Origin of the sequence: Pedobacter sp. AJM, from assembly GCF_002197755.1 — a bacterium.
Taxonomy (GTDB): domain Bacteria; phylum Bacteroidota; class Bacteroidia; order Sphingobacteriales; family Sphingobacteriaceae; genus Pedobacter.
Genome location: NZ_NHOT01000003.1, coordinates 162,828 through 181,210, shown reverse-complemented (window position 1 = coordinate 181,210; position 18,383 = coordinate 162,828). Strand labels below are relative to the sequence as shown.

At 36.9% G+C, this 18,383-nt stretch carries 21 protein-coding genes; 11 read left to right on the top strand and 10 right to left on the bottom strand.

Features of this window, described 5'->3' with window-relative positions:
- The first annotated feature begins 10 nt into the window (after positions 1 to 10).
- Together CBW18_RS06640 and CBW18_RS06635 are read left to right on the top strand one after the other, a co-directional pair.
- A complete protein-coding gene (locus CBW18_RS06640; RefSeq protein WP_088300526.1) occupies positions 11 to 1,639 on the top strand; it encodes a sodium/sugar symporter in 1,629 nt (542 codons plus the stop codon).
- A gap of 47 nt (positions 1,640 to 1,686) precedes the next feature.
- Positions 1,687 to 3,102 carry a glycoside hydrolase family 28 protein gene (locus CBW18_RS06635; RefSeq protein WP_088301308.1) on the top strand — a complete coding sequence of 472 codons (1,416 nt, stop codon included), beginning with the start codon at positions 1,687 to 1,689 and terminating at the stop codon, positions 3,100 to 3,102.
- A gap of 260 nt (positions 3,103 to 3,362) precedes the next feature.
- Here CBW18_RS06635 and CBW18_RS06630 read toward each other — a convergent pair whose 3' ends face one another.
- The 3 genes from CBW18_RS06630 to CBW18_RS06620 all read right to left on the bottom strand — a co-directional run bounded on the left by CBW18_RS06630 (position 3,363) and on the right by CBW18_RS06620 (position 6,490).
- Positions 3,363 to 3,755 (bottom strand): VOC family protein, encoded by a 393-nt coding sequence (locus tag CBW18_RS06630; RefSeq protein ID WP_088300525.1) that lies wholly within the window; start codon positions 3,753 to 3,755, stop codon positions 3,363 to 3,365.
- Between the two features lie 62 nt (positions 3,756 to 3,817).
- Positions 3,818 to 4,552: a helix-turn-helix domain-containing protein gene (locus CBW18_RS06625; RefSeq protein ID WP_088300524.1), complete on the bottom strand. Its 735-nt coding sequence runs from the start codon at positions 4,550 to 4,552 to the stop codon at positions 3,818 to 3,820.
- Positions 4,553 to 4,573: 21 nt separating this feature from the next.
- The gene (locus CBW18_RS06620; protein ID WP_088300523.1) at positions 4,574 to 6,490 is read right to left on the bottom strand and encodes a long-chain fatty acid--CoA ligase; all 1,917 of its coding nucleotides are present in this window, start codon (positions 6,488 to 6,490) and stop codon (positions 4,574 to 4,576) included.
- A gap of 300 nt (positions 6,491 to 6,790) precedes the next feature.
- On the opposite strand from CBW18_RS06620, the gene CBW18_RS06615 reads away from it, so the two are divergent.
- A complete protein-coding gene (locus CBW18_RS06615) occupies positions 6,791 to 7,501 on the top strand; it encodes a hypothetical protein (protein WP_140418639.1) in 711 nt (236 codons plus the stop codon).
- Between the two features lie 56 nt (positions 7,502 to 7,557).
- On the opposite strand, the gene CBW18_RS06610 is transcribed toward CBW18_RS06615, so the two are convergent.
- The 3 genes from CBW18_RS06610 to CBW18_RS06600 all read right to left on the bottom strand — a co-directional run bounded on the left by CBW18_RS06610 (position 7,558) and on the right by CBW18_RS06600 (position 9,718).
- A complete protein-coding gene (locus tag CBW18_RS06610; protein WP_088300521.1) occupies positions 7,558 to 7,884 on the bottom strand; it encodes an iron-sulfur cluster assembly accessory protein in 327 nt (108 codons plus the stop codon).
- A gap of 86 nt (positions 7,885 to 7,970) precedes the next feature.
- Positions 7,971 to 8,384 carry a Fe-S cluster assembly scaffold IscU gene (gene iscU / locus CBW18_RS06605; RefSeq protein ID WP_010602054.1) on the bottom strand — a complete coding sequence of 138 codons (414 nt, stop codon included), beginning with the start codon at positions 8,382 to 8,384 and terminating at the stop codon, positions 7,971 to 7,973.
- 122 nt (positions 8,385 to 8,506) lie between these two features.
- Complete coding sequence (locus CBW18_RS06600; RefSeq protein WP_088300520.1) at positions 8,507 to 9,718, bottom strand: IscS subfamily cysteine desulfurase; 1,212 nt, start codon at positions 9,716 to 9,718, stop codon at positions 8,507 to 8,509.
- A 118-nt stretch (positions 9,719 to 9,836) separates the two neighbouring features.
- Here CBW18_RS06600 and mce point away from each other — a divergent pair, with 118 nt between their 5' ends.
- Positions 9,837 to 10,244, top strand: a complete 408-nt coding sequence (gene mce, locus CBW18_RS06595; RefSeq protein WP_088300519.1) for a methylmalonyl-CoA epimerase — start codon at positions 9,837 to 9,839, stop codon at positions 10,242 to 10,244.
- Positions 10,245 to 10,383: 139 nt separating this feature from the next.
- A complete protein-coding gene (locus tag CBW18_RS06590; protein WP_088300518.1) occupies positions 10,384 to 10,665 on the top strand; it encodes a hypothetical protein in 282 nt (93 codons plus the stop codon).
- An 8-nt stretch (positions 10,666 to 10,673) separates the two neighbouring features.
- On the opposite strand, the gene CBW18_RS06585 is transcribed toward CBW18_RS06590, so the two are convergent.
- Together CBW18_RS06585 and CBW18_RS21340 are read right to left on the bottom strand one after the other, a co-directional pair.
- Positions 10,674 to 11,360, bottom strand: a complete 687-nt coding sequence (locus CBW18_RS06585; protein WP_088300517.1) for a hypothetical protein — start codon at positions 11,358 to 11,360, stop codon at positions 10,674 to 10,676.
- 7 nt (positions 11,361 to 11,367) lie between these two features.
- Positions 11,368 to 11,535, bottom strand: coding sequence for a hypothetical protein (locus CBW18_RS21340; protein WP_172406462.1), 168 nt, complete (start codon positions 11,533 to 11,535; stop codon positions 11,368 to 11,370).
- A gap of 319 nt (positions 11,536 to 11,854) precedes the next feature.
- On the opposite strand from CBW18_RS21340, the gene CBW18_RS06580 reads away from it, so the two are divergent.
- The 6 genes from CBW18_RS06580 to CBW18_RS06555 all read left to right on the top strand — a co-directional run bounded on the left by CBW18_RS06580 (position 11,855) and on the right by CBW18_RS06555 (position 16,830).
- Entirely contained in the window at positions 11,855 to 12,103 is a 249-nt protein-coding gene (locus tag CBW18_RS06580) for a type B 50S ribosomal protein L31 (protein ID WP_025142617.1), read from the top strand.
- Between the two features lie 72 nt (positions 12,104 to 12,175).
- Positions 12,176 to 13,345, top strand: coding sequence for a GlmU family protein (locus CBW18_RS06575; RefSeq protein ID WP_088300516.1), 1,170 nt, complete (start codon positions 12,176 to 12,178; stop codon positions 13,343 to 13,345).
- Positions 13,346 to 13,395: 50 nt separating this feature from the next.
- Positions 13,396 to 14,157 carry a triose-phosphate isomerase gene (tpiA, locus tag CBW18_RS06570; protein WP_088300515.1) on the top strand — a complete coding sequence of 254 codons (762 nt, stop codon included), beginning with the start codon at positions 13,396 to 13,398 and terminating at the stop codon, positions 14,155 to 14,157.
- On the top strand, positions 14,158 to 14,997 hold the full coding sequence (gene prmA, locus CBW18_RS06565; protein ID WP_088300514.1) for a 50S ribosomal protein L11 methyltransferase: 840 nt from the start codon (positions 14,158 to 14,160) through the stop codon (positions 14,995 to 14,997). It abuts the gene before it with no gap.
- Positions 14,998 to 15,095: 98 nt separating this feature from the next.
- Positions 15,096 to 16,448 carry a UDP-N-acetylmuramate--L-alanine ligase gene (gene murC / locus CBW18_RS06560; RefSeq protein ID WP_088300513.1) on the top strand — a complete coding sequence of 451 codons (1,353 nt, stop codon included), beginning with the start codon at positions 15,096 to 15,098 and terminating at the stop codon, positions 16,446 to 16,448.
- Between the two features lie 61 nt (positions 16,449 to 16,509).
- Positions 16,510 to 16,830 carry a helix-turn-helix domain-containing protein gene (locus CBW18_RS06555; RefSeq protein ID WP_088300512.1) on the top strand — a complete coding sequence of 107 codons (321 nt, stop codon included), beginning with the start codon at positions 16,510 to 16,512 and terminating at the stop codon, positions 16,828 to 16,830.
- Positions 16,831 to 16,908: 78 nt separating this feature from the next.
- On the opposite strand, the gene CBW18_RS06550 is transcribed toward CBW18_RS06555, so the two are convergent.
- A complete protein-coding gene (locus tag CBW18_RS06550; protein ID WP_088300511.1) occupies positions 16,909 to 18,039 on the bottom strand; it encodes an N-acetyltransferase in 1,131 nt (376 codons plus the stop codon).
- Between the two features lie 73 nt (positions 18,040 to 18,112).
- Positions 18,113 to 18,304 carry a hypothetical protein gene (locus tag CBW18_RS06545; protein ID WP_088301307.1) on the bottom strand — a complete coding sequence of 64 codons (192 nt, stop codon included), beginning with the start codon at positions 18,302 to 18,304 and terminating at the stop codon, positions 18,113 to 18,115.
- Positions 18,305 to 18,383: the final 79 nt, after the last annotated feature.

The window sequence follows — 18,383 nt, the reverse complement described above, 5'->3', positions numbered from 1 at the left end:
AGGATCTAATATGAATCACCTTTCTGCACTTGATTGTGCCGTATTTTTTATATACTTTATTATCGTATCGGCCTACGGTTATTGGGTTTACAGAAGTAAGAAAAAGAAGCAGACAGATACGAAAGATTATTTTTTGGCAGAAGGTTCATTAACCTGGTGGGCAATCGGTGCTTCCATTATCGCTTCCAATATTTCGGCTGAACATTTTATCGGGATGTCTGGTTCTGGTTTTGCTATGGGGCTGGCTATAGCCAGTTACGAATGGATGGCTGCAGCAACATTGATTATTGTTGCGGTATTTTTTCTGCCCATATACCTGAAGAACAAGATTTATACCATGCCGCAGTTTTTGTCTCAGCGCTATAACAATACCGTAAGTACGCTAATGGCTGTTTTCTGGCTTTTGGTTTATGTATTTGTTAATCTAACATCTATCTTTTTTCTGGGTGCAATTGCCATTGAAACCATTACCGGAATCCCTTTTAGTACCTGCATCATATTTCTGGCGATTTTTTCTGCCATCATCACCCTTGGCGGAATGAAGGTGATAGGATACACAGATGTGATACAGGTGATTGTTTTGGTGGCTGGCGGATTGATTACCTGTTACATGGCATTGAAACTCGTTGCTGAAAAACTGGATACGCAAACGGTGCTGGGTGCACTTCCGCTTTTGCGATCAGAAGCTTCAGATCACTTTCACATGATTTTTTCTAAAGGAGATAAGTTTTATCATGAATTGCCAGGCATTGCAGTATTAGTTGGTGGACTTTGGATCAATAACCTGAACTACTGGGGATGCAACCAATATATTGTACAACGGGCATTGGGTGCAGATTTAAAAACCGGCCGGAGTGGATTAATTTTTGCCGCATTCTTAAAACTTCTGATTCCTGTAATTGTGGTTATTCCAGGTATTGCTGCTTTTGTACTCTATCAGCGCGGCTATTTTCAACAGGAAATGCTTGATGCGAGTGGCATTGTCAAGCCAGACCATGCTTACCCTGTATTAATGAATTTATTGCCGGTGGGTATAAAAGGTCTGGCTTTCGCGGCGTTAACGGCCGCTATTGTAGCTTCACTTGCCGGAAAATCAAATAGTATAGCGACTATCTTTACGCTTGATATCTATAAAAAATTTATTAAACCAGATGCTTCTGAGAGAAGATTGGTTGCCATCGGACGGTGGTCGGTTGTGGTGGCTTCCTTAATTGCAATAGTTGTGGCACCGGCATTACGTAGTTTTGATCAGGTTTATCAGTTTATTCAGGAGTACGTAGGGTTTATTTCTCCAGGCATCTTTGCGATTTTTCTATTTGGCTTTTTTTGGAAAAAAACCACTTCACGTGCCGCATTATCAGCAGCACTTGTCACCATTCCATTGTCAATGCTATTTAAATTTTTACCCGTATTAACTGAAGGATGGATCGCTCCGATTCCATTTCTGAACAGAATGTCATGGGTATTTGTCATTATTATGATACTAATGGTACTGGTAACCTTAACTGATCCCAAAAGTAAAGACAATCCACAGGGTCTTGAGATTGATCGCAGCATGTTCAAAGTAACACCTGCTTTTACAGTTGCTGCGGTAATCATTTGTGGTATTTTGGCTGCACTTTATACCGTGTTCTGGTAGTCTTTCTCATAATGATAATCTTTAAAAATGAACCAACTTTAACTAAAATGAAATTTAAGATCCTGATTATTTTTTCGCTGTTGATTTCCTTCTATGCCACTGCCCAACAAAAGTTTAATATCAAAAATTATGGTGCTATCGGCGATGGCAAAACGAATGATGCCAAAGCCATTCAAAAAGCTATAGATGCCTGTTCTGCTGCTGGTGGTGGTCAGGTATTGGTTCCCGCCGGTCATGTTTTCCTTGCTGGCCCCTTCGATCTAAAATCGTTTGTGGATTTAAAAATTGAAGGTGGAGCAAAAATTCTTGCCAGTCCGGATGAGAAATTATATACCAAAAGTGCGTTCAGGGAAAATAAAGGAGAAGGAACCATTTGGATAGGAGGCGAAAAACTACAACAAGCGAGTATTACCGGGACCGGAATTTTGGATGGTAATGGCATATCCTTTATGGGAACAGAAATTGAAGACTCTTATGTATTAAAGCCTTTTGAAATCGTAGACCCGAGGCCACATCTGCTTACGCTTACTGATTGTAAAAAGCTAAATATTGATGGCGTTACCTTTCAAAATTCAGCCTACTGGACCGTTCACCTCATTGGTTGTAATGATGTTTCGATCTCTAATATTACCTTATTGAACAGCATCAAAATCAGAAATAGCGATGGGATAGACTTAGATCATAGTAAAAATGTAAGAATCACAAATTGTTACATCGAATCAGGTGATGATTGCATTTGTCTTAAAAACAGGCGTGAGTTTGAGGAATATGGTGCTTGTGAAAATATTGTAATCAGTAATTGCACCATGACTTCCAGTTCTTGTGCCATTAAAATTGGCTCAGAGAATATGGATCGGATCAGTAAGGTTCTGATCAATAACTGTAATATTGTAAACAGTAATCGGGGTGTGGGTATCCAAAACAGAGATGAAGGAACGGTAAGTGACGTTATTTTTTCAAACTTAATTATTGAATCAAGGCTTTTTACAGATGTTTGGTGGGGGAAATCTGAACCCATTTATATTACTGCTTACCCGAGAGCAACCACCAATAACAAAGATGCGGGCTGGCGTTTACCTAAGGGACAAACCAAAGGAAATGTTGGAGCGGTAAGTAATATTTATTTCAGCAATATCCGTTGTACAGGAGAAAGCGGCGTTTATATCAGTGCTGAAAGTCAGGATAAAGTGTCCAATATTCATTTCGACCAGGTGAGTGTGAAGATAAATAAAACCACGAAAGAAACAGGTGGTATTTATGACCGCCGGCCAAGTAATGTGGAAGGTTTGGTGAAAAGTGCAATTGCTGGCTTTTACTTTGAAAATACCGGAAACATCAGTTTGAATAACAGTGAAGTTATTTGGGGACCAAACAAACCATCTTACGCTGGAAAAGCACTGGTGCAGAAAAACGTAAAAAGGATTGTTTTATCAAACTTTCAGGAAAATACAGCTGCTCAATAAACAGATTTGAAGTTTTTCCTATCTCTGATTATCGGGTATTTGCATAATTTAATCATTAAGACCATCCAAAACTCTGCTTTTATTTTTTAAAGCAATTTTGTTGCATTTGTTTGGAATAACCAATTGTGATCTTTATTTTTGATGAGTTTATTAGGTTAATTAGTTGATTAATAGTGGAGGGGTAGTGGTTCACCCCTCCTTATTTTAATTTTTGACAAGCAGTTTCTTTCACATTATTTCTTATTTCGTGAGACTACTCATTAAGCCATAGGAGAGCAGATTTCAATTAGAAATCCATTAATATCCTGAACATAAGCTACAGCTTGCCCCCAGGGTTTTATTTTCATTTTTTCCAGTGGAGTCGCGCCCATTTTCACTGCCTGATTAAAAACAATTTCTACATTTTCCGTTGTGAAACCCAGTTCTATGCCAAATGGTTTTTGGTTTCTTTTACTTAAGTTAAAGCCACTTGATAGGTTTGAAGTGGCAAGTTGCACATCAGCAAATGAAATAATTGTATCACCACTTAATAATTCACCATAATTATTTTCGGGAGTAATCAATTTTCTTTTAAAACCGAATGCTTTTTCATAAAACTCAATCGATTCGGATACGTTTTTAACGTAAAGTATTGTGTAGCTAAATTTTACCATAGTTATTTTTATCAAATATACGGCGTGGTCAAGGATTTCACTTTGTAAAAAAGCGACAAAATCTATAGTTGTGAAGGAACCGATCCGGTAAATCTTTTGATTTCTTTTGTAAGATGCGCATGATCGTAGTAACCAGATTCGAATGCGAGTTCGGCTAAACACTTGCCTGAAGTATTGGTTTTAATTTTCGAGCTGACAAACCGGTAGCGCACCAGGCTGATAAAGTCTTTTGGACTTACGCCAACTGAATTTTTAAAGTGTCTTTCCAATTGCCTTGGTGTGGTAAAGTGTTTCTTAGCAATATCACCTACTCTTGACTGGCCATTTTGATTCTGTATTTCTTTAATGATGTGGATAATTGAATATTTAGGTGGAGATAATTTATGAAGAAGAAATTGATCAAGATATGCAGGCGTATATTCGTCGATGCGATGAATTACAGGAAGTGCAATATTTTTAAGTTCAATGCTTTGATCTGTAAATTCGTGTAATGAAGAAAGGTTAAAAAAATAAGAAAACGCTCCGGGTTTAAAACGGATACCTAATAGTTTGGCTTTACCTATCGTTTTGTATTCTTTGAAGCGCATCATGGTGCCTATAAGGTAAATGGCTTCACTTTTCATTAATATACGGCCTGCTTCGGTTCGGTATTCATTTTCAATATTAAAAATGATGTCCACACAGCCATCAGGAAGGATTTTGGTTTGGTTAAGTGTATATTCTGTAATTTCAGAGATCCAATAGGCATCGATATAAGGTTGCAATGCCGGGTGGGGCTGTATTTCTAAATATGCCAATGAAATAAAATTCCTGTTTTTTTATGATTCGACTTCAATACCTTCCTCATACATTTCGTTAATGGCTTCAGCATATTTTTTTTCTACCACGCGGCGTTTCACTTTCATGGTAGGGGTAATTTCACCTTCATCAATATTAAATGGATTACGTTTGATTTTGAAGTTTTTAATCCGTTCAAACTTTGCCAACTCACCTGAAATTTTCTTGATATCAAGTTCCATCCAGTCGATAATTTCCTTCTCACTGATGAAAGCTTCGGGCTGTTCAAAAAACGTTGGCTTTAGTTTAAATGTTTCTTCCAGTGTTTCCTTGTTGGGAATAATGATTGCCGTAATGAATTCACGTTTATCGCCTATTAAAAATAGCTGATCAATTTTCGGACTTTTTAAATAAATATTTTCAACTGGAGTAGGATAAACGTTTTTTCCATAGGCATTAACAATCATGTTTTTTAGGCGATCAGTAATTTGAAGATTTCCTTTATAAAACCGGCCAATATCTCCGGTATGGAACCACATGTCTTTATCTATAGCTTCGGCTGTTTCTGCAGGTTTATTAAAATAACCTTTCATCACACAGTGGCCCCGAACAATCACTTCTCCCTCTTCACAATCAAATGTTTCATCAAACGTATCATGCGTTTGGATATTGATAATTTCTTTCGTTTCTACATCCTGTATGCCAACTTCAATGCCAGGGATCACACGGCCAACAGTGCCATAAACCTGCCGGTGATATTCGGTAACCGACATAACGGGTGAAGTTTCTGTTAAGCCAAAACCCTCTAAAATTTTAATACCTAAATCGCCAAAAAATTCACCTACATTTTTAGGCAATGCTGCGCCACCCGAAATCATAAACTTTAAGCGGCCACCGGTTTTCTCTTTGATTTTACTAAAAACCAGTTTTTCTGCAAGGGCTTTTTTCCCGGATAAAATTAAGCCCGGGCTTTTACCTGCTTCTTTGATCACACGGTAGTTTTTTCCTGTTTCTAATGCCCATGTAAATATTTTAGCTTTAGTACCACCTGCTGCAGTTCCGGATTTTATGGCCTTATCATGAATGCGTTCCAATAGTCTGGGTACGCAACTCATCACGGTCGGGCGAACTTCACCCATATTTTTAGCCAGCAATTCTAAACTTTGCGCAAAAGCAATTTTACATCCTTGAGCGCAACATACGTGATAGGTAGCCGTACGTTCAAACACATGAGATAGGGGCAGGAAAGAAAGAAAAGTTTCTGTTTGATCGATTACAGGAATCTGCTGCAAGCAAACTTCAACATTCTTAACAAAATTATAATGGGTGAGCATAACTCCTTTAGGCGTGCCGGTTGTACCGGAAGTATAGATGAGTGAGGAAATGTCATCCGGCTCGACCAAATTTCGGCATTGTTCAATCTCTGCTTTTTCAGCGGCGGTAAGCTGGTGCTTAAGTGCAAGAATATCTGAAAATGCAATCACCTCAACATTCACATCTGCCGGGATGGTCACTTTTTCAAAATCTTTAAATACCGGAATGATATATTTTAAGGCTTTGCAGTTCGAAGCTACCTTAAGCACCTTTCGATATAAAAAATTATTCCCTACAAGAATTCCTTTTATTCCTGAATCGTTAATAATATAGGCAACTTCCTGTTCAGAAAGCGTTGGATAAATGGAAACATTAACAACACCTATTTGCTGAATGCCCTGATCGTAATAAACATATTCTGGCGAATTTTCAATCATCAAACCTAAGCAATCACCTTTTTTGATACCCTTGCTTAAAAAGTATGCAGATACGGCATCAGCGCGTTTGAGGGTATCTTCATACGAAATTTCAACCCATTCAGTTCCCTGTTTGTGGATTAAAAAAGTATCCGCAGGTTTATGAATGTTTTTTACAACATTTCTCAACAGGGTAGGGACTGTTGAAAATTCATTAATTAATGGCATTGCTCGTTATTTGGTGTTCGTTATAATTAACAATAATAATACTTTTAGCTTTAATAATGGCAACAGTATGATAAACCTATTCTAAAATTAAATAAAAAAATGTAAAATTTATGGCGACTACAAAAAGACCATAAGAAAAAAGGACAGCAGTTTTGTTTAAAAATTAATGGAAATACCTGATTTTAGGTAGATCTATATAGTAGTTTATAGTTGTTTTTAATCTATTTGAGACAGATTATGGCTATTGGCACTACAGTTGCAATTGGGCATTTTAATAAACTTAGAATTAAAAATTGCATAATGAAAACAACAACAAACTTAACAATGGTAGCCAAGGGATGTGCATTTGCTTTAATAGTAGGTGTAGTGCTGCAATTTGCAGCTTGCTCCAAAAACAAAGATATTAATCCAAGCGATGAAGATATCTTGACTAAGAAAATAGAAGATATTATTCCTCAACAGTATGTAGATAGCTTAACCAAACTGGGTTTTACTATCAATAAGGGTACTACGCCCCCAAATATTGATGGCTCTTACTTATTTAAGCCTTTCACCATAAAAAATAGTAATATACCCAACGACTCTTATACGCCTGGTTATGTACTTATGGATGGCGTAGTTAAATTTTATGAGCAAAGTACTAGCGATTTCAGTATTAAAATGTTGGGCAAAAACTTTATTGGTGCAGCAGATACCAGTGTCGTAACCGCCATTAGCGGAAGTGGAAATAAATTTACCGTTTACGGAAAGGTAAAAGCGTACAGAAATGGTGGTTATAATTTTTACGCTTTTTTAATGTCTGGAGAAAAAGATGGAAGTAATATTAAAAACGGAATTGGTGGCATCATAAACATCGACGATTCTCACAGCGGACCTTTTACCATTGGAGAGGGACAAGGCAGAGTTGCCTTTGATGGCGATTATACTTCTGAACCTACAGATTTTAATAGCAAAACCACTGCGATTATCGAAAGAAACACGATGAGCAGTAAGCCATCCCAACTCAAATAACAAAGAAAGCGGCCTGAAAAATCTCTCAAGCCGCTTTTTTCTTTTTGCTGTTAAATTTATACTGAAAAACTTTCACCACAACCACAGGTGCGGCTGGCATTGGGATTTACAAAATTAAATCCTTTTCCATTTAAGCCATCAGTGAAATCTAATTCCGTTCCGGCCAGATAAAGGAATGATTTCATATCCAATGCAATTTTGATTCCTCTATCTTCAAAAAACTGATCACCTTTTTGTTCTTCGTTATCGAAATCCAAATTATAAGATAAACCAGAACAACCACCACCTTTTACAGAAACGCGTAAAAAGTAATCAGAACCCATTTCAGAATCCTGCATTAAGTGGTCGATTTTATCTTTTGCTTTATCGGTTATCGTAATCATAATGATATAGATTTGAGATATGAGATATGAGATTTGAGACTTGTGAAGTCATACTCACATCTCAAATCTGAATTCTCACATCTATTTTAATGATGTGATTTTTCTAAAACAATTGCCTCTAAGCCATTTTTTACACGGTAATCGTTAATGGCCGATTTAATTGCATCTTCTGCCAATACAGAGCAGTGAATTTTTACCGGAGGTAAAGCCAATTCTTCAACAATATCCATGTTGTCGATAGATAAAGCCTCATCAATGGTTTTACCTTTTAACCATTCTGTTGCCAGAGATGAAGATGCAATAGCAGAACCACAACCAAATGTTTTAAATTTAGCGTCAGTGATAACATTATCTTCACTTACTTCAATCTGCAAACGCATTACGTCGCCACACTCAGGTGCGCCAACTAATCCTGTTCCGACAAATTTACTGTCTTTATTTAGTGTACCTACGTTACGTGGGTTATTGTAATGGTCAATTACTTTTTCTGAATATGCCATGATATTTTAGATTTTAGATTTACGATTTTAGATTGCCCCTCCACCGTAAATTATTAAATTTTTTATTTTATTGGATTGTAGCTTTCAAATCGCAATTCGTCAATCTACAATCGTAAATTAATTTAGTGTTCAGCCCATTCAATTTTACTCAAATCGATTCCTTCTTTAAACATTTCCCAAAGTGGAGAAAGTTCTCTTAAGTGATTTACCGCTTTTTCAGTAACTGCAATCGCCTGATCTATTTCTTCTTCAGTGGTAAAGCGTCCTAATCCGTAACGGATAGAAGAGTGTGCTAAATCATCTGATAAACCTAAGCTCTTTAATACATACGATGGTTCTAAAGAAGCAGATGTACAGGCTGAGCCTGATGATACCGCTAAATCGCTCATGGCCATCATTAAGCCTTCACCTTCCACGTATTTGAAAGAAATATTAGCCACATGTGGTAAACGGTGTTGTGTATTACCATTCACATAACTTTCTTCCATTTTATTTAAAGTCGACTCTAAACGATCACGCATGCCAGATAAACGAATGGCTTCGCTTTCCATTTCCAAGCGGCAAAGTTCACAGGCTTTACCTAAACCCACAATACCTGGAACATTTAAGGTACCGGAACGCATGCCACGCTCATGGCCACCGCCGTCCATTTGTGAAGTTACTTTAACTCTTGGGTTTTTTCTACGAACGTAAAGTGCACCAACGCCTTTCGGACCATACATTTTATGCGCAGAAAAAGCCATTAAATCTATTCCATCTGCATTTACATCAACCGGAATTTTACCTACCGCTTGAGTCGCATCAGTCATGAATAATGCACCAAACTTATGTGCAATAGCAGAAATTTCTTTAACCGGCTGAATAACGCCAATTTCATTATTTCCATACATGATCGAAACTAAAATAGTTTCAGGAGTCATCGCTGCTTCCAATTCAGCTAAGTCGATTAAACCATCTTCTTTAACGCCTAAATAAGTTACTCTTGCACCGTTTTTCTCCAGGTGCTTACAGGTATCCAATACGGCTTTATGTTCAGTAACTGCAGTAATGATGTGGTTACCTTTTTCTTTATACATTTCGAACACACCTTTAATCGCCAGGTTATCGGCTTCAGTAGCGCCTGATGTAAAAATGACTTCTTTTTCAGTACAGCCGATTAATTTGGCTACCTGCTCACGAGCATAATCTACTCCTTCTTCAGCCACCCAACCAAAAGCGTGATTACGGCTTGCGGCATTTCCAAATTTCTCAGTAAAGTAAGGTAGCATCGCTTCCAACACTCTTGGATCTAAAGGTGTTGTGGCGTTATTATCTAAATATATCGGCTGTTTCATCTCTATTCTGTTAATTATAATACAAAGATACAAAAAAACTTTCCTAAGAATTATAAATAATAGCTATGAGGTTATAGAGAAAAGCCGCATTTTTACATTCAACCAACCTTTGTAAACGATGAATAAGATAGAACATATCGGAATAGCGGTAAATAACCTTTCCAGGTCCGTTCCACACTATGAGTTATTGTTGAATACTTCCTGCTATAAAACGGAAATAGTTGATTCAGAGCAGGTGAAAACCGCATTTTTTAAAACCGGAGAGAATAAAGTAGAACTACTTGAGGCAACAGATGATGATTGTGCAATTGCCAGATTTCTGGAGAAAAAAGGAGAAGGAATTCATCACATTGCTTTCGCAGTAGATAATATTCTGGAAGAGATGGAAAGGTTAAAATCCTTAGGTTTTGTGCTTCTAAACGATGTTCCGAAAAAAGGTGCGGATAATAAGATGGTCTGCTTTATTCATCCAAAAAGTACCAATGGCGTTTTGATCGAGCTTTGCCAGGAAATTAAATGGGTGTAGTGGGTAAGGAGTGAGAGGTAAAGATAAGGGAACAAAGATTAAGGAGCAAAGAGAAGTAATGACTATCGGTTAGAAAGAAAGACAATAAACAGTTAGCTAAAACAACAATCAACTAATACGAAAAAACGATCAAAAAAAAATGTCTATTCTTAAAATCATCAGCAAAGATTTTGATATCGAAGAGCGTTTATCTGAAGAGGAATTGCGCAATGTGCTGATTGATGCATTCGCTTACCTGATCGATAACGATTTTCCAAAACTGATTCAAATCCTTTATAAAGCAGATGTAGATCAGTATAAATTAAAAGAATTGCTGGAAACGGTTGAAGGTTCAAGTGCTGCAGAGGTAATAGCGGACACCTACATGGCGAGGCAAAAAGCCAAGGTAGAAACCTGGGAAAAATATAGCCGAAAGAATTAGCTTAAGTATTACTCCTGTACAGGATTAAATCGGTTGTACATATCCATATCAAAAAATGAAACGGAATTGATTTTATCCGCTTTAAGTACAAGATCAGTTTTCAGTTCATTGGTGTTGGCAACAGAACCATCTTCAATATAACTGGCGTAAACGGTTAAATACTGAGTGGTAAAAACGAGTTCTTTATCATTGTTTCTGTAACCACTAAAGGCGGGCGTAATGCGGATATAACTGGTAGTAAAGGGTTTTGGTAACTCTTTCACCCAGCCAATATAAAATTTACCACTATCCATCGTAAATTGTAAAAGGTGTGCATCAAAAAAGGATGAACTCAATAAAAGTTCAAACTCATTGCCTGAGGTAAATATGGCCTTTTTGATCGCGTCAAGCCGGTTAATAAACAGGTTGGCAAACTCAGTTGCACCTACCGCAACAAACAATGACATACTGGTGGTACCAAAATATGGTGTGCGAATGGGTAATAATGTGCTTAAATAAGCAACTGTTTCAGGAAATATTGCGATGAATAGTGTTCTTAACAGAAAACACACAGCTAATAGCATGATGCCGGCAATAGCAGAATTTAGTAATACACGCTGACTCTCAAGCCGGTATTGAATATAACGGAGGTATCTAAACCTGATTAGAATATAGTAGCCACCCACAAGCGGAAACAAAAGCAGGTTAAAAGGCATCTACAGGTTATTTCTTATTTTTATCTTTTTCTATTTTTTTAAAAATACTGGATTCCATTAATGCGCCAACCATTTCTTTAATGCGTGGCTGTGCAAAAAAATCAGGACTTTTAATATAAAGCTTCCCACTACTATTTGAGTGGATAATGCCATCAAATGCGCCGTCTTTTCTCATATTTCAAATTTAGTTATATTTTTTAAATATCGGATAAACAATTTTGAATTCAAAAAAGTTTAAGTTTGTAGCCTGATGAGTTAATAGTTAAGGAGTTGGCATTGCTTCTATCAAAGATAATTATCGTGTTCTCTGTAAGGGATGGGCCTATAAATTAAAATTCTCAATTTTGGCTTGTAAATCAAAAATAAAATTAGGATATTTGCATCCTCTAAAATAGAAGTAGAAAGATTAATAGAAATTGTCATAAGCGTTGTTGCCAGCAAATTGCAAAAATGTTCTTGATGCTTTCACACAAATAACTTAAAATAATATTCAAATGAAAAAAGATTTGCACCCAACAAGCTACAGACCAGTTGTTTTTAAAGACATGTCTAACGAATATGCCTTCTTAACAAAATCTTGCGTAGATACTAAAGAAACAATTAAATGGGAAGATGGTAACGAGTATCCTCTTTATAAATTAGAGATTTCTCATACTTCACACCCTTTCTATACCGGTAAAATGAAATTGGTTGATACAGCAGGACGTATCGATAAATTCAAAAACCGTTACGCTAAGAAATAATTTTAGCAACAAAAAGCATTTTTTGAAGTCCCTTTGCCAAAAGCATCGGGACTTTTTTTATTTTTGCTGCTTATGACAATCAATTTATTTGATGATGCCAGCTGGATGTCTTTACGTCCGCTAACCTTTACCCGGCCCGTGGCCGATTTGCGCATTGGTATTTTAACCATTGCCGAAAAATGGGGAAAGTACCTGAAAGCCGATTATGGTTTTATCACTCAAAACTATTTAACTGCAAAATTTGCTTCGGTTGAAGCTTCTTTATATATCAATGGTGCCTTATGTCCGGATGAAGATTTACTTCAATCTATAGCAGCACTTAAAAACGGTGAGGTCCTTTTAGCTGGTGATATCGTTCTTGCTTTTAATTCCAGTGATGTCTTCACTTATCAGCAGGCCCGACATCAGTTAAAACCTATCGAATTTAATTCGAAATTTTTAAAAATGACCTATCCGGAACAGATTTTTTCAAATAATCCAACGGAGATCAGAAAAGACTTTGAGTTGTTAACTAAAGGACGGAGTTCAGCGGCAATCAGCAGTACCAATCAATTAATAGGCCATGATATCTTTTTAGAAGAAGGGGCGAAAGTTGAATGCAGTGTGCTGAATACCACTTATGGCCCGATTTACATGGGCAAGAATGCTGAAATCTGGGAAGGTAGCCTTATCCGCGGTTCTTTTGCACTTTGTGAAAATTCATCCATCAAAATGGGCGCGAAGATCTATTCAGGAACAACGATCGGCCCCAATAGCCGTGCAGGTGGTGAAATTAATAATTCAGTGATTTGGGGGAACTCGGCAAAAGGCCATGAGGGCTATTTAGGTAATTCTGTATTGGGCGAATGGTGCAATATCGGTGCTGATACCAATAACTCCAACCTCAAAAATAATTACGCAGAAGTGAAACTTTATGATTATGAAAGCCAATCTATGCGAAATACACAGCTTCAATTTTGCGGTTTAATCATGGCCGATCATTCCAAGAGTGGCATCAACACCATGTTTAATACAGGAACCGTAGTTGGCGTAAGTGCCAATGTTTTCGGAGCCGGCCTTCCTCCAAATCATATCCCTGATTTTAGCTGGGGTGGCGGAAATTGCTTCGAATCTTATAAATTAGAAAAAATGTTCGAAACGGCAGAAAAAGTGTTTGCAAGGAAATCTTTGCCGTTTGGTAGCCTAGAAAAAGATATTTTAACGAAAGTTTTTGAATTAACATCCGCTCATAGAAACTATTAATATTAATAAGATCTTTTTAATGGGATCTTCAAACCAATAAATTAAATAAAATGAGAAAACAAATAGTAGCCGGTAACTGGAAAATGAATTTAGACTATAATGAAGGTGTTTCGTTATTTAGTGAAATTGTAAATATGGTTAAAGATGAACGCAAAGGCGATCAAATTGCTATTATTTGCTCACCTTTTATTCATTTAAACAGCCTGGTAAAGTTGGGTGGAAATGATGTTAAAATTGGGGCTCAAAATATCAGTGATAAGGAAAATGGTGCTTATACCGGCGAAACATCCGCTAAGATGGTAAAGTCTGTTGGTGCAGAATATGTTATTTTAGGCCACTCAGAGCGCAGGCAGTATTTTGCAGAAAGTGATGCTTTACTGGCTGAAAAAACTAAGGTGGCTTTAGCCAATGGCTTAACACCAATTTTCTGTATCGGCGAAACTTTAGATGAACGTAACAACGGAAGTTATTACGAAGTATTGAAAAAGCAATTAGTTGAAGGTATATTTAGTTTAAGCGATACTGATTTCGCTAAAATTGTTATTGCTTATGAACCGGTTTGGGCCATTGGTACAGGTTTAACCGCTTCACCAGAACAAGCACAGGATATTCATGCATTTATCCGTTCAGAAATTGAAGCCAACTATGGTTTTAACACTGCAGATGATACGACCATTCTTTACGGAGGAAGTTGCAACCCGGGTAATGCTGCAAGTTTATTTTCACAAAAGGATATCGATGGTGGTTTGATAGGTGGTGCATCTTTGAAATCACGCGATTTTACAGACATTATTAAAGCATTAAACAGCTAGATGCAATATATAAAAGCAATATTTAAATTCAACAGTATTGAAGAATTTCAGCAAGATCTACTCATCAGTGATCTTGCTGATTTAGGTTTTGATACTTTCGAAGACAGTGAGGGTGGTTTTACGGCCTTCGTCATTAAAGATAACTTCAACGAGCAAGAATTAAAAGATTTGCTTGGCGGGTATGCTGACGATTTTGCGACCACATACATTTTAGAAGATGTGGCAGATGAGAATTGGAATGCCGAATGGGAAAAAAACTTCAGTCCGCTGATTATTGATGACGTTTGTTATGTGCGGGCAACTTTTCATGAGCCGAAACCATCCTATCCGTATGAGATAATCATTGATCCGAAAATGGCTTTTGGAACTGGTCACCATCAAACTACAACCATGATGATACAGTATATTTTATCTGCCGATCTGCTCGACAAAAATATTCTTGATATGGGTTGTGGTACAGGAATTTTAGCTATCCTGGCAGGTAAGCTTGGTGCTAAAAGTTTAATGGCCATTGATTATGATGACATTTGCTATGAAAGCACCATAGAAAACGCTACTTTGAATAACGTCATCAACTTAAAAGCACTTTGCGGCAGTAAGGAAGTGATTCCGGATGAAACATATGATCTCATTTTTGCAAATATCAATAGAAATATTTTGCTTGATCAGATCCATCGTTATGCAGAAGTATTGAAAGCTGAAGGAAAAATTTTCTTTAGTGGCTTTTACCTGGAACCCGACTTAAGCATGATTACCGCTGAATGTGCCAAGTATGGCATTAAATATCTTGATCACAAACAAAATGACGATTGGGTTGCGGCTCAGTTTGAAAAGAAATAATGATTGAATTTTTGAATGAGTTATTGATAGAATGTTTTAGTTTATGACGCACTACCATTCAATCATTCACTAATTCCCTCATTCAATAATTAATTAATATGCGTATACATTTCATAGCAATTGGTGGCAGTGCGATGCACAACCTGGCCATTGCCTTACATAAAAAAGGATATCAGATTTCAGGTGCTGATGATGTGATTTTCGAACCTGCTAAATCACGTTTGGATCAATATGGTTTACTACCTGCTGAAATGGGCTGGGAGGAAAGCCGGATTTCTGCAGATTTAGATGCCGTTATTTTAGGAATGCACGCCAGAATTGATAACCCGGAGTTGTTAAAAGCTCAGGAACTTGGCGTAAAAATTTACTCATACCCCGAATATATTTACGAGCAAAGCAAAAATAAGTTGCGCGTAGTAATTGGCGGCAGTCATGGTAAAACCACCATTACCAGTATGATTCTGCATGTGCTGAATTATTATAATCGTGATTTTGATTACCTGGTTGGCGCCCAATTGGCTGGTTTTGAAACCATGGTGAAAGTGACCGAAGAGGCACCTGTTATGATCATAGAAGGCGATGAATATTTATCTTCGCCAATTGACAGAAGACCAAAATTCCATCTTTACAAGGCCAATGTGGCTGTAATTAGTGGTATAGCCTGGGATCATATTAATGTTTTCCCTACCTATGCTGATTATACTTCTCAGTTTGATAAATTTATAGATACCATTGAAGAAAATGGTACTTTGATTTATTGCAAAGCTGATCAGGATTTGAACAATATTGTAGATCAATCGAAAGCAAAAGTCAAAAAGATCGGTTATGCTATTCCTGATCACAAAATTAACAATGGAATTACTTATTTATTGCCAGAGCAAACGGCTTTAAAAATATTTGGTGATCATAACCTGATGAATTTAAATGCTGCCAAACTGGTTTGTGCAGAACTGAATATCAGCCAGGCCGACTTTGATACTGCGATAGCATCTTTTACTGGTGCAGCTAAAAGATTAGAGGTCATTTCTGCTGATGAATCAACAAATGTTTATAAAGACTTTGCACATTCACCATCTAAACTGAAAGCCACTATTGATGCGGTTAAAGCTCAGTTTGAAGCCAGAAAATTAGTTGCTTGCATAGAATTACATACTTTCAGCAGCCTGAATAAAGATTTCCTGAAAGAGTATGCTGGTGCGATGAATCAGGCGGATGAAGCCATTGTTTTTATCGATTTAAAAAGTTTTGAACAGAAGAGGATGGAGCCATTTTCTGAAGAAGACGTACAGCAAGCTTTTGCTAACCCAAAGCTTAAATTTTTTAATGATGCAAAAAAACTAAAAGATTATTTGTTGAGCCTGAATTATAGAAATAGTAATTTATTGATGATGAGTTCAGGAAATTATGCGGGTTTCGATCTGCCTGAATTGGCTGCTGCTTTAGAGAAATAGATAGAAGACGTGAGATATTAGACGGATCAGGTTCTCTTATTTCACCTCTAATTTGAAAAACATGAATAGCATTGGAGATCGGATTAAAAAGAGCAGGGTAGCACTTGGTTTAAGTCAGGCAGAAGCTGCCAAACAGCTGAATATTTCAACTCCTGCTTTTTGCAAAATTGAAACTGGCCAAACGGATCTTAATATTTCCAGGTTACTGCAAATCGCCAAAACATTTAAAGTGCCTGTAATGATGTTATTGACTGGTGAAACCGTAGATCAGGGTTCATCTGTCAATTCAAATGAATTACGCGAGCAACTGACAGCAAAAGACGAGGAAATCAATAAACTTCGCAAGAAGGTCATCGACTTGTATGATAAATTGGGAATGTGAATTGAAGCATAAGGAACAATGAGCAAGGAGTGAAGATATTATGGTTTAATTTGCTCCTTGCTCATTGTTCCTTGATCTTTAATCCTGTTTATTAAAAACCTTTTGCATGGTTAAATGCTTCTTGCCAAAAGTAGCACCTGTAGCTTTATGGATGGCAATCATTTGCGCGTTGAAATCTCCCACCCAGCTTAATTCTAGTTCTTTATATTGGTTTTTAGGCAGTACGTATTCTCCTAATCTGATGAATAAAACCGATTCTAAGCCATGTTTCTGAAATTTGGGTTTGGTTCCCATTACAATGGCACGCATCCTGGTTACCCCAACCCATCTGCGGTAAGCAAATTTTAGTTTTTCAATCAAACCCAGTTTCCCGTCAAAACCCTTAATCATTTGGTTTGCATCCGGAATTAATACCACAAAAGAAGCAGGCTCCCCATTAAAATAGGCGAACTGGATCAAATGTTCATCCATGATAGGTTCCATGCTTTTAAAACTCGCCTCTAATGTTTCTTTTTTAATGGGGACAAAATTTTCAAAGTCTTGCCAGCCGTCATTATAGATTTCCATCAGATCATTAATGTATTTCTCAGCATTTGCCTTACTGAAATATTCAAAAGTGTAACCTGGTTTATTTCTTACCCAATTTGCAATTTTGGTGAATCGCTCCGGAAAAGGAACGGTTAAATTGATGTGATTGGTCAGTTGTTCGTATGCCGTTGTAAAACCATAGGCATCAAAAAACTTTTTATAATATGGGAAATTATAATTCATTCCAAAAGAAGGAGGAGTAAAACCTTCCACCAGTAAGCCCCAGAAAGAATCATTTTCTCCGAAGTTAATTGGTCCGTCCATGGCTTTCATCCCATTTTCCATTAACCAGGCTTTTGCGGTATCAAATAACAAAAAAGCAGCCTGCTGATCATCAATGCATTCAAAGAAGCCCATTCCACCTGTTGGCTGGTCATATTGAAATGCTTTTTTTTCATTGATAAAGGCAGCCACTCGACCAATCAGTTTTCCTGACTCATCCTTTAAAACCCATCTGGTACATTTACCATGGGTGAAAAAAACATTTTTCTGCGGATCAAAAACATTTTCAACTTCACTATCTAAAGGACAGATCCAATTCTTATCATTTTTGTAAAGCACTTTCGGAACGTCTAAGAAATCTTTTTTAAGGGCTGAATTATTTACCTGTATAATTTGCATGAAATGTTTTTAAAATTAAAAAGCATCCAACCAACAGGCAGGATGCTTTTTCAAATATATCATTTTTTAAATATTAATAATCGTCATCATCATCATCAAAGTTGTCAAAATTGTCCAGGTCATCTAATGGAACATCAAAATCATCTTCATCATCATCATGAGACTTTACTTTCTTTGTTTGAATGTCGTCATCTTCAAGATCGTCATCTTCGTCTACCTGTTTTTTGGTAGTTGGCTTGTTTGGGAGTTTCTTTGGCGCTTTCATAACACAAAAATAAAGATTGATTTTATAGTTTAAAAATACAAAAAAAAACTTTTTTAATAACAATCTGACAGCAAAGAAA